The organism is Lichenicoccus sp. (assembly GCF_965277665.1).
Taxonomy (GTDB): domain Bacteria; phylum Pseudomonadota; class Alphaproteobacteria; order Acetobacterales; family Acetobacteraceae; genus Lichenicoccus.
The window spans coordinates 703,342-714,410 of record NZ_OZ255835.1 but is presented as its reverse complement, the minus strand read 5'-3'; the positions used below and the strand labels follow the sequence as shown (position 1 = coordinate 714,410).

The 11,069-nt window shown below is 69.4% G+C and carries 11 protein-coding genes; 2 read left to right on the top strand and 9 right to left on the bottom strand.

Going from position 1 to position 11,069, the window contains the following annotated elements; all coding sequences use genetic code 11:
* Nucleotides 1-336: a cytochrome o ubiquinol oxidase subunit IV gene (locus tag ACQY4O_RS03250; protein ID WP_428374800.1), complete on the top strand. Its 336-nt coding sequence runs from the start codon at nt 1-3 to the stop codon at nt 334-336.
* A 72-nt stretch (nt 337-408) separates the two neighbouring features.
* Here ACQY4O_RS03250 and ACQY4O_RS03245 read toward each other — a convergent pair whose 3' ends face one another.
* The 4 genes from ACQY4O_RS03245 to ileS form a co-directional block, all read right to left on the bottom strand.
* A complete protein-coding gene (locus tag ACQY4O_RS03245; RefSeq protein ID WP_428374799.1) occupies nt 409-2,592 on the bottom strand; it encodes an amylo-alpha-1,6-glucosidase in 2,184 nt (727 codons plus the stop codon).
* Between the two features lie 60 nt (nt 2,593-2,652).
* A complete protein-coding gene (locus tag ACQY4O_RS03240) occupies nt 2,653-4,029 on the bottom strand; it encodes a sugar porter family MFS transporter (protein ID WP_428374798.1) in 1,377 nt (458 codons plus the stop codon).
* Between the two features lie 133 nt (nt 4,030-4,162).
* Nucleotides 4,163-4,648, bottom strand: coding sequence for a signal peptidase II (gene lspA, locus ACQY4O_RS03235; RefSeq protein ID WP_428374797.1), 486 nt, complete (start codon nt 4,646-4,648; stop codon nt 4,163-4,165).
* Nucleotides 4,645-7,476, bottom strand: a complete 2,832-nt coding sequence (gene ileS, locus ACQY4O_RS03230) for an isoleucine--tRNA ligase (protein WP_428374796.1) — start codon at nt 7,474-7,476, stop codon at nt 4,645-4,647. The genes lspA and ileS overlap by 4 nt, the downstream gene beginning before the upstream one ends.
* A gap of 173 nt (nt 7,477-7,649) precedes the next feature.
* On the opposite strand from ileS, the gene ACQY4O_RS03225 reads away from it, so the two are divergent.
* The gene (locus ACQY4O_RS03225) at nt 7,650-7,967 is read left to right on the top strand and encodes a hypothetical protein (RefSeq protein ID WP_428374795.1); all 318 of its coding nucleotides are present in this window, start codon (nt 7,650-7,652) and stop codon (nt 7,965-7,967) included.
* Here ACQY4O_RS03225 and ACQY4O_RS03220 read toward each other — a convergent pair.
* From ACQY4O_RS03220 to ACQY4O_RS03200, 5 genes are read right to left on the bottom strand one after another with little or no spacing between them, the layout of a single operon-like run.
* Nucleotides 7,934-8,878, bottom strand: a complete 945-nt coding sequence (locus tag ACQY4O_RS03220; protein ID WP_428374794.1) for a bifunctional riboflavin kinase/FAD synthetase — start codon at nt 8,876-8,878, stop codon at nt 7,934-7,936. The genes ACQY4O_RS03225 and ACQY4O_RS03220 overlap by 34 nt on opposite strands.
* Complete coding sequence (gene mtnC, locus ACQY4O_RS03215) at nt 8,875-9,543, bottom strand: acireductone synthase (protein ID WP_428374793.1); 669 nt, start codon at nt 9,541-9,543, stop codon at nt 8,875-8,877. The genes ACQY4O_RS03220 and mtnC overlap by 4 nt, the downstream gene beginning before the upstream one ends.
* Nucleotides 9,544-9,571: 28 nt before the next feature.
* Nucleotides 9,572-10,111: a 1,2-dihydroxy-3-keto-5-methylthiopentene dioxygenase gene (locus tag ACQY4O_RS03210; protein ID WP_428374792.1), complete on the bottom strand. Its 540-nt coding sequence runs from the start codon at nt 10,109-10,111 to the stop codon at nt 9,572-9,574.
* Nucleotides 10,108-10,767 (bottom strand): methylthioribulose 1-phosphate dehydratase, encoded by a 660-nt coding sequence (locus tag ACQY4O_RS03205; RefSeq protein ID WP_428374791.1) that lies wholly within the window; start codon nt 10,765-10,767, stop codon nt 10,108-10,110. Before ACQY4O_RS03205 ends, ACQY4O_RS03210 begins: the two co-directional genes overlap by 4 nt.
* A 6-nt stretch (nt 10,768-10,773) precedes the next feature.
* Nucleotides 10,774-11,061 (bottom strand): twin-arginine translocase TatA/TatE family subunit, encoded by a 288-nt coding sequence (locus ACQY4O_RS03200; protein WP_428374790.1) that lies wholly within the window; start codon nt 11,059-11,061, stop codon nt 10,774-10,776.
* Between the last annotated feature and the right edge of the window lie 8 nt (nt 11,062-11,069).

The window sequence follows — 11,069 nt, the reverse complement described above, 5'->3', positions numbered from 1 at the left end:
GTGGACAACGACAGGCCGGCCGACCATCCGGAAATCGCCTACTCCAGCGGCCGCAGCTACGTCATCGGCTTCGTGATCACCGTCGCCCTGCTCGGGATCTCGCTGCTGCTGGTGCAGTACCACGCCATGTCGGCGTTCAACCTGCTGGCGTCGATCTCGGTGCTCGCCTTTCTCACGACGGTCGCCAAGCTGGTGTTCCTGTTCCACCTCGACTTCTCCGAGACGCAGCGCTGGAACACCCTCACCCTGATGCTGAACGTCCCGCTGCTGATCCTCTCGATCGGCCTGACCGCTTGGATGTTCCGCACCCTCTACGACCGCGTGATGATGCACTGACGGTGGCGGGGGCAGCTGTCGCGCTGGCGGGATCGCACGCCCCGGGAAGACCGATCCGGTTTTCCGCTTCCCTCAGTCGAACACGACATCCACCGCGCCGCTCTTGGCGAGCACTTCCACGGCTGCGAACCCTGCTTGCCGCGTGAACCGAAGCGATAGGCTGGCAGCTCCGACGCAAAAGCGGTGCAGCGCCAGGACATCGACGCCATCCGGCAGCAGCGGGCGGCGGATATGGACACGCGAGGCAAACCCGTCGACGGTCAACCCGAGCAGTTCGCTGACCATGAACGGCACCGCGGCCGCCGACCAGGCCTGCATCGGGTCGGCGCGCGGCGTGTGGGTCGGCGCATCGCCCGACAGGCGCTGCGTCCCGGCGATGAACTCCGGCAGCCGCGCGTTGCGAAACCCGCGCGCCGCATCCAGGGTGGCCGCCGTGATGCGCAGCGCCGCCGCATCCTCGCCGTGGCGGCGCAGGCCTGAGACGATCAGCGCATTGTCGAACGGCCAGACGCTCCCCTGCTGGTAGGCCAGCGGATCGAAGGCGGCGTGATCCGCCGACAGCGTCCGGATGCCCCAGCCCGAGAACATGTCCGGCCGCATGATGCGCTCGGCCGTCCGGCGTGCATGATCCGGCGTCGCGATGCCGGTCCACAGCACCTGGGCCGCGTTCGAGGTGACCGAGGTGATCTGGCGGCCATCCCGCTCAAGACCCAGGCAGTAGCAGCCCTCGCCGTCCATCCAGAACTCGCGCAGGAAGCGCTCCTGCAGTCGCGCTGCCGCGGCCTCCAGCGTGTCGGCCTCGCGGTCCTCACCGGCCCGCCGCAGCACGGCGGCAACCAGCCGGCGGGCCTGGTAGGCGTAGCCCTGCACCTCGACCAGGGCAAGGGGCGGCGCAGGGTAGCGCCCGTCCGCACGCAGCACGCCGGTCCCGGAATCCCGCCAGCTCTGGTTGATGGGCTGGCCGCCATCGGCAAGGCCGTCATAGGTGACATATCCCGACGCATCCTCGGCTGACTTGCGGTCCAGCCAGGCCAGGGCGCGATCGATGTTGAAGCGCAGCGACTTGAAGACCTGCAGGTCGCCCGTCCAGAGCACGTGCCGGGCGATGGCGATCAGGAACAGCAGCGTTGCATCGACCGAGGCATAGCTCGGCGTCTGCGGAACCTCGTGCAGATGCGACAGCTCGCCCACACGCAGTTCGTGCAGGATCTTGCCCGGCTGCTCCCCGGTGACCGGGTCGTCGCGGGTGCCTTGCCAGTGCGCCAGCGCCGCCGCCGTCCGGGCCCCCAGGGCGGAATTGTAGGCGAGGCACTGGATTGTCGGCAGCAGGCTGTCGCGGCCGAACAGGCCGACGAACCACGGGATGCCGGCCGTGGTGAACCGGTGCTCGCCGCGCCTGACCTCGAGGAGGGCGACGTCCGAGAGCGAACGCGCCAGCACTTCGCCCAGGCCCTGGCTTGCGGTCTCGATCCCGGCATAGCCGTCCAGCAGCGCAGCGGAGGCCTTGGCCTGCGCCTGGCGCATCGCGGGCACGCTCAGCGGCGCGCCGGCGGACAACAGGACCTTGCTGCCGACCGGCCGTTCATCGACCCTGCAGGTCACCATCAGCTCCTCTGTCGCCATCGGGGCGAGCGTCAGCTGGAAGTGGGCGATGCTCTGCTCGCTCGTCATCGGCGCCACCACCGGCGTCAGCGAGAACTCGACCAGCAGCGTGCGCAGGACCTTGTCCGCGCCGCGATAGGCGAACCGCAACGCCGTCCCGTCCCATTGCGGGGTCTGCAGCTGGCCGCGCCTGCCCGCGGGCGAGCCGCGGAGTGCGAACATGCTCTCGAAGGTGGTCGCGAACTCCAGCGACAAGGGAAGCGTGACGGTGTCGTCCGAGAAATTGCGCAGGCTGATCGTATCGATGAGGATCGGCCCGCTGTCCGGAATCGGGCCATCGTCGAGCACCAGGAAGGTGCGCCGCAGGCTGAGCTTGTGATCGGCGATGGCATGTCCGTTCGCCGTGGCAAGCCTGCTGTTGGTGAGGTTCATCTGCGCCGCCATGCCCTCGCCATCCGACGACATGAGCAGCAGGGGCGCCGTCCCGTGCAGGCGCAGCGCATAGCAGGCGAGATAGCAGGTGTCCCGGTAGAACAGGCCGAACCCTGGGATCGGCTGCGGGATCTCGCCATCCTCCCGCGTCAGCAGAACGAGGTCGTTCGCCTTCAGCATGAGCGGGTGGCGGATATCGATCGAGAGTGGGCGATCAGCCATCGGATTGCCTATCGAGGCGGCCGGATGCCCGGCCGGATCATGTCCGTTGCAACGCCGATCTCATGGCATGGCGGCCGTGTGCCGGACCGCGGGATGCGGCTCGCCTTTTGCGCGTCTGGCCCAGAGTGCCTGGACCGCCTCGAGGCTGAGCCCCTTGGTTTCCGGCACCAGGACGTATGCGAAGACCAGCCCTGCGAAGGTGAGCGCCGCGTAGAGCAGGAATACGCCGGCATGACCCATCAGGTCGGCCAGATCGAGGAAGGTCAGCGCGACCACCAGGTTGGCGAGCCAGTTGGCGATGGTGGCGGCCGACATCCCGCGCGCCCGGATCGCCATCGGGAAGATCTCGGAGATCAGCAGCCAGAACACCGGTCCGAGCCCGATCGCGAAGCAGCCGATATAGGCGGCCAGGCTGGCGGCGGTGAGATATCCCCTGGCCGGGCCGGTGCCGAGCAGGAAGCCCGCCGCCAGCAGGCAGAGGCTGATCCCCATCCCGCCGAGGCCGCTCAGCAGCAGCGCGCGGCGGCCAAGCCGGTCCACCAGCCAGATCGCGACCATCGTCATGATGACGTTGATGACGCCGATGCCGGCGGTGGCAAGGATGGCAGCCGAGGCGGAGGACAGGCCGGCGGCCTGGAAGATCGTCGGGGCGAAATAGATGACGGTGTTGATGCCGGTGACCTGCTGGAAGATGGCAAGCCCGATGCCCACGATCATCGGCAGCCGGGCGGCCGCGTGACCGAGATGGCTTTCCGGCCTGACCTGCGCCTTCGGGGTCAGGTCGTCGCGCAGCAGAGCCATCTCGGCTTCGATATCGACGCCATGCCCGCGCAGCTGCAGCAGGGCGGCCCGGGCCTGGGTCGTGCGTCCGTGTCCGGCCAGCCAGCGCGGTGTCTCCGGCAGGAACAGCATGCCGATGGCCAGCACGATGCCGGGCACGCCGCCCAGCCCCAGCATCCACCGCCAGGCGCCAGCCGACGCCAGGGCGTATCCGATCAGGTAGGACCCGAGGATGCCCAGCGTCACCGCGAGCTGGTTGAAGGACACGAGCGCCCCGCGCTCCCGGGCAGGGGCGATCTCGGCGAGATACAGCGGCGTCAGCATGGACGCACCGCCGATGCCGACGCCGACGAGCAGACGTCCGGCCAGCAGCGCCGCGAGCTCCGGCGCCAGGGCCGAGACGGCGGCGCCGGCCACGAAGATCATCGAGGTCACCAGCAGGATGGGGCGGCGCCCGAAGCGATCGGCAAGACGCCCGGCAAAGGCGGCCCCGAACGCCGCGCCGCCGAGTGCGACACTCGTGACGACGCCCAGCATGAGGGGGGAAAGATGGAATGCGGTCCGCAGGAACAGCAGCGCGCCCGAGATAACGCCGGTGTCGTACCCGAACAGCAGGCCACCGAGGGCGGCGGTCGCGGCGATGAAGGCGATATGCATGCACCCACTCCCGCAAGTGCGCTCGCTGCCTCAGGCAGAGTCGGCGCACGGACGCCGCCAGCAGTCCCGGGTCGGGAGCGACACCAGGTGGAGCTACACGGCGTCCGGGTGCAAACGCAGGATCGGAATCTACCTATTGCGATTCCACGCCCGCGCTCGCCCTGCGATCCAGCAGGCTGTCCAGCAGCAGGACGCCGACGCCGCAGACGATCGCGGCGTCGGCCACGTTGAACACGTACCAGGACCAGCCAAAGGCATGCGCGTGGATGAAATCGACCACCGCACCGAAGCGCAGCCGGTCGATGACGTTGCCGATCGCGCCGCCGGCGATCGAGCCGAGTGCTGCCGCCACCAGCCGCGTACGCGCGCGGCGCATCCACGCCAGCAGCAGCCCTACCACGACCGCCGCCACCAGCGTCAGCAGCAGCGGCCCGCTGCGTCCGAGGCCGTTGAACAGGCCGAAAGTGACGCCGTGGTTCCAGACCATGGTGAGGTTCAGCACCGGCAGCAGCGCGATCGAGCCCAGCGCCGGCAGGTCCAGGCCGTTCAGGATCCAGTATTTGCTGGCCTGATCGGCGGCCAGCACGACCAGGCCGCACAGCAAGCCGGTCCGCATCATGCGGTCATGCCGTCCACTACGGCGGCGCAGCGCAGGCACAGCGCCGGATGCGAGGCATGCGTGCCGACCTCGTCCAGCACCTTCCAGCAGCGCGCGCACTTGCTGCCCGCTGCCACCGCTACCCGCGGGGCGCGATGCGTGGGCGCGCCGTCGCCGGGCTGGGGCTCGAGATAGATCGAGGCCGCGTCGGGCTGCACCTCGATTGCGGCGCGCGAGACGATGGCGAGCTCTGCCCAGTCGATGCCGGCAAACGCCGCCGCCTCGCGTTCGGAGAACGGCAGTTCGATCTCGGCCTGCAGCGACGAGCCGATGGTCCCGACGCGCCGCGCCGCCTCGATCTCGGTGGTGACCAGGCGCCGCACCGCGCGCAGGCTGGCCCAGCGATCGGCGAGTGCCGGATCGTGCCAGTGCGCCGGGATCGCCGGGAAACTCTGCAGATGCACGCTGGCGGTCTCGCCGAACCGCGCCGTCCAGGCCTCCTCGGCGGTGAAGCACAGCACCGGGGCGAGCCAGGTGCACAGGCAGCGATGCAGATGGTCGAGCACGGTGCGCGCGGCACGGCGCCTAAGCGAAGTCAGCGCGTCGCAGTACAGCGTGTCCTTGCGGATATCGAAATAGAACGCCGACAGGTCGCTGGCGCAGAACCCGTGCAGCGCCGGAACCAGACCGACCCATTCGTGCGTCTCGACCGCGCGCGCGATCTGGCCGCCGAATTCGGCAAGCCGGTGCAGCACCCAGCGCTCGAGTTCGGGCAACTCCGAAAAATCCACCCGCTCGCTGTCGTCGAAGCCGTCCAGCGCGCCGAGCAGCCAGCGCAGCGTGTTGCGCAGCCGGCGGTACAGTTCGCCCTGCTGCTTGAGGATGTCGCGGCCGATGCGCAGATCCTCGTTGGTGTCGGAATTCATCACCCAAAGGCGCAGGATGTCGGCGCCGAGCGTGTCGTTGACCTCCTGCGGCGCGATGACGTTGCCGAGCGACTTGCTCATCTTGCGGCCCTGCTCGTCGAGCACGAAGCCGTTGGTCACCAGCGCACGGTATGGCGCCGCACCGCGCGCGCCGACCGCCTCCAGCAGGCTCGACTGGAACCAGCCGCGATGCTGGTCGGAACCCTCGAGATAGAGATCGGCGGGAAACGGCAGCGCGTCGCTGCCGAGCACGATATTATGCGTCGAGCCGCTCTCGAACCAGACATCGACGATGTCGAACACCTGTTCGTAGTCGGCCGGATCGCGATCGCGGCCGAGGAAGCGCTGCGGGCCAGACGCATACCAGGCATCGGCGCCCTCCGCGCGGAACGCCTCGACCACGCGCTGCATCACCTGCGGATCGCGCAGCACCTCGCCCGTGCGGCGCTCGACGAACACCGCGATCGGCACCCCCCAGGCACGCTGGCGCGAGATGCACCAGTCCGGTCGCCCGGCGACCATCGAGGTCAGCCGGCGCCGGGCCTGCGCGGGGACGAAGCTGACCGTCTCCAGTGCCGCCAGCGCGCGGCCACGGATGTCGGTCTCGCCGTCCATGCGGATGAACCATTGCGGCGTCGCGCGGTAGATCACCGGTGCGCGCGAGCGCCAGGAATGCGGGTACGAGTGCACCAGGGTGCCGCGATGCACCAGGCCGCCCGCCGCGATCAGCGCCTCGGAGACCGGATCGGCGGCCTTGAACACATGCAGTCCCGCGAACAGCGGCACGTGATCGGCGTACCGGCCGTCCCCCTGCACGGTCTCCGGCACCGCGATGCCATGCGCCACGCCGAGCGCGAAGTCCTCCTCGCCATGCGCCGGCGCCATGTGCACCAGCCCGGTGCCCTGCTCGGTGGTGACGAAGGAGCCCGCCAGCATCGGCACCTCGTGCTCGTAGCCGCGGCCGCGCAGCGGATGCGCGCACAGCACGCCCTCGAGCGCGGTGCCGGGCAGCGTGTGCAGCACGTCATAGGCGGTGATGCCGACCGTGCTCGCGAAGCTCGCGGCGAGGTCGGCTGCGACCAGGAGCCGGTTGCCTGGTCCGACCAGGCACGCCTCGCCGCCCTCGCGCACCGCGATCACCGCGTAGGTAATGTCGGGGCCGTAGGCGATGGCGCGGTTGCCCGGCATGGTCCAGGGCGTGGTGGTCCAGATCACCGCGCGCGCCTGGTCCAGCAGATGCCCAGCCGTGGTGTCGTGGATCACCGGGAACGCCACCCAGATCGTGGTGCTGGTATGGTCGTGATATTCGATCTCGGCCTCGGCCAGCGCGGTCTTCTCGACCGGGCTCCACATCACCGGCCTCAGGCCGCGATAGAGCGAGCCGTTGAGCAGGAACTTGCCGATCTCGCCGGCAATGATCGCCTCGGACGCGAAATCCATCGTGGCGTAGCGGTGGGCCCAGTCGCCCTGCACACCCAGCCTGCGGAACTCGCCGGCCTGGATGTCGAGCCAGTGCTGCGCATAGGCGCGGCATTCGGCGCGGAACTGCAGCACCGGCACCTGGTCCTTGTCGCGCCCGGCCTTGCGATATTGCTCCTCGATGCGCCATTCGATCGGCAGGCCGTGGCAGTCCCAGCCCGGCACGTAGCGCACCGCATAGCCCGCCATCCGATGCGCGCGGTTGACGACATCCTTGAGGATCTTGTTCAGCGCGTGGCCGATATGCAGGTGGCCATTGGCATAGGGCGGCCCGTCATGCAGGGTGAAGTGCGAGCGCCCGGCCGCCGCCGCCTGCAGCATCGCGTCCAGGCCCATCGCCTCCCAGCGCGCCAGCAGCGTCGGTTCCCGGTGCGGCAGATCGCCGCGCATCGGGAATGTCGTGTTGGGCAGGAAGACGGTATCGCGGTAATCGGTCTTGGTCATCGGAGCCACTCGCAAGGTTGAACCGCGGAGGGTTCAGGCACAGTTCCAGGCGTCCCGGACGCGTTCAGGACGCGTCCGGGTTCGCAATTCGCCGAGCGGATGCGGGTGCGAGCATGGCGGTTTATGCTCATCCCCCCATCTGATGGTCAAGCACGGCAGGGGGAGTATCGCGGATGGACATCGAGGCATTCCGGAACAGCCTGGCTCAGGAGGCACCTGCGGACGGGCTCAGCCTGGCGCTGCAGGCGCTGTGGTGGGGGGCGAAGCCGGACTGGGAGCGTGCGCATGCGGCCGCCCAGCAGGACGAGGGCAACAGCGCCTGTGACTGGGTGCACGCGTACCTGCACCGCATCGAAGGCGATGAGGGCAATGCCCGCACCTGGTATCGACGCGCCCGCCAGCCCTGGCCCGTGCAGCCGCCGGAGCAGGAATGGACCGCGATCGTCGAGGTTCTGCTTCAGGATGGTCCGGTTGCACCCGCCTCGAAATAGCGCCGGGCCTGCTCGGCATCGCGCGCGATCTGCGCCCGCAGCGCGTCGAGACCCTCGAAGCGACGCTCGGCGCGCAGCAGGGTGTGCAGCGCCACCGACAGCTCCCGGCCATACAGGTCGCCGTCGAAATCGAACAGGTTGACCTCGAGCCGGCTCTCGCTGGTGCTGCTCACGGTGGGCCTGCGGCCGATATTGGCAACGCCCGGGCGCTCGCTGCCATCCGGCAGCCGCACACGCACCGCATACACCCCGCGTGCCGGCTCGAGATGCAGGCCGAGAGACACGTTCGCGGTTGGAAACCCGAGCAGGCGCCCGCGCGCATCGCCGTGGATGACGATCCCGCGCACCGCCCAGGGACGGCCCAGCTCCTCGGTGGCGCGTTCCGGATAGCCGTCCTGCAGCGCCCGGCGGATGCGCGTCGAGGAATACGGCCCCTCCGCGTCGGACAGCGCCGGCACGATGGTGAGCCCGATGCCGAGCGCCTCCGCCTGCGCCGCCAGGCTCGCGACATCGCCGCCGCGTCGGTGCCCGTAGGCGAAGTCGCGGCCGCAGGCGAGGTGCCGCACCCCGAGGGCCGCGTGCAGCACCTCGCGCACGAAGCGCTCGGCGGTGATGTGCGAGAACGCCTCGTCGAAGTCGATCTCGTAGATGTTGGCGACCGCGAGGGCTGCCAGCGCCGCCTGCCGCTCGCCCGACAGGGTCAGGCGGAACGGCGGGTCCTGCGGCCGGAACAGCTGCCGCGGATGCGGCTCGAAGGTCAGCACGCTCAACACGCCGTCGGGACGGGCCGCATGCAGGGTGCGCAGCAGGTGGGCATGACCGAGATGCACGCCGTCGAAATTGCCCAGCGCCACGATGCCGCCGCGCGCGGTCTCCGGCAGCGCCCGCCAGTCGTTGTAGAGCTTACTCATGCCTGCGGCAGGCCGAACCGCAGCGCCACCGCGCCGAAATCCGCCGCGACCGGATGCCGGGTGCCCGCGACGGTGGCGTCGGCCGCCCGCACGAGCTGGCAGGTCAGCAGCCCCGCCCCGGCGGCGGCATCGAGCTCTGCCTCGACATCCGACAGGAACAGCATGCGGGTCGGCACCGTTTCGAGGGACGATGCAGCGGTTGCGTAGCTGGAGACCTCGCGCTTGCCGCCGATCCTGGTGTCGAGAAAGGCCGAGAACAGCACGCACAGATCGCCGTCCGGCGTATGGCCGAAGATCAGTCGCTGCGCCGCCTGCGAACCGGAGGAATAGACCGCGAGGCGCACGCCTGCGGCATGCCAGGCCCGCAAGGCGGCGGCCACGTCCGGGTAGAGCTCCCCCTGCAGGCTGCCGTCCGCGTAGCCGTCCGCCCAGGCGATGCCCTGCAACGCCTTCAGCGGGGTGACCTTGGCGTCCTGGTCCATCCAGGTGAGGCATTGCGCCAGCGGGTCGCATCCCGGCGCCACGTCCGCAATCGCCGCGATCGCAGCGGCGATCGCCGGCTCGTGCGCGCGATCGCGCAGCAGGCCGGGCAATGCGGCGCGCGCATACGCGAACAGGGCCCGGTGCACGAACGCGATCGGCGTCGTGGTGCCTTCGATGTCCATCAGGACCAGGTCAGGCGGGAGGACCAGCTCAGGCGGCAGGGAAGCGCTCGCTGAGGGTGTCGCCGGTATAATGCGCGACCCAGCCGCTGGTGTCAGTGAACACGCGCAGCGCGGTCACGAACGGCGCCTCGCCGGCATCGAACCAGTGCTTGATGCCGTTCGGCACCGCGATCAGGTCGCCCTGGGTGCAGTGCGCGTCGTACACCCGGTCGCCGACATGCAGGATGAAGCTGCCCTGGCCGTGCACGAAGAAACGGACCTCGTCCTCGGTATGGGTGTGCTCGGAGAGGAACTTGTGGCGGATGGCCGCGAGGTCCGGCGTTGCGCGGTTGAGCTTGATGACGTCGGCGGTGCCCGCGCCGAGGTCGCCCATCAGCCGGTCGAGATGCGGACGGTAGGCTTCCAGGATCAGCTCCGGACTGTCGTCCGGCGACAGGTCCACCGGACTGTCCCAGCGCTCGAACCGCACCCCGATCGCGGCCAGCTCGCCTGCGATCACAGCAGCTTCCTCGGTGCGCAGCAGCGGCGTGCCGGGCGTGTCGTCCCGAAACACGGTCAGACGGCTCATGCTCGCAATCTCCTCTGTTCCAGGGCGCAGGCCAGCAGGAACTCCAGGCCTTCCAGCCGCGCCAGTGCCGTCTCCATGCAGGGTCCCCAGACATACACGCCGTGCCCGCGTATCAGGTATCCCATCGTCATGCCTGGCAGCAGCGGCCCGACGCGGGTGCACAGACGGGCGATGTCCTGGTCGTTGTCCAAAATCGGCAGGGTCAGCGTGGTGGCGTGGCTCTGCTGGCCCTCGAACACCTTCAGCAACTCGAAGCCGGCGAACTCGAGCGCCGCGGTCTCGGTCGCCATCGAGAGCACCGTGGCCGGCACCGAATGGCCGTGCAGCACCGCGTTGGCCTGCGGCAGCTCGGCATAGATCTGCAGGTGCAGCAGGGCCTCGGCGCTCGGCCGCCCGGCGCCGCGCACGACGTGGCCGTCCGGGTCGACGGCGATGACAGAGCCTGGGTCGAGGAAGCCCTTGTGGCCGCCGCTGCGGGTCAGCGCGACCTCACCGCCAGGCAGGCGATGGCTGAGATTGCCCGCGGTGCCCGGCACCCAGCCATGCCGGTCCATGCGCTGGCCGGCGCGGATGATCTCGCCGACTGCACGATCCCATGCCACACGATCGAGGTCCGGACGGCCGTCCCCGGTCGCGCGCGACCCTGCGTCCGGCATCGGGCCTCAGTTGTGGCGCACCGGCTCCTGGGTCGAGCCGACCGGGGGCGCCGGAGTATGCAAGGAGGTCTGGGTGATGCCGGGCGAGGCGATGCTGTTCGGCTGCACCGGATGGGACTGGGCCCCCGGCGACGACTGCGCTTCCATCGACTCGTCGTCGTTCATGTTCTTCTTGAACGACTTGATGCCCTTGGCGAAGTCGCCCATCAGCGAGCTCACTTTGCTGCTGCCGCCGAACAGCAGCAGGACCACCGCCAGCACGATCAGCCAGTGCCAGATGCTCAGACTACCCATCACACCCT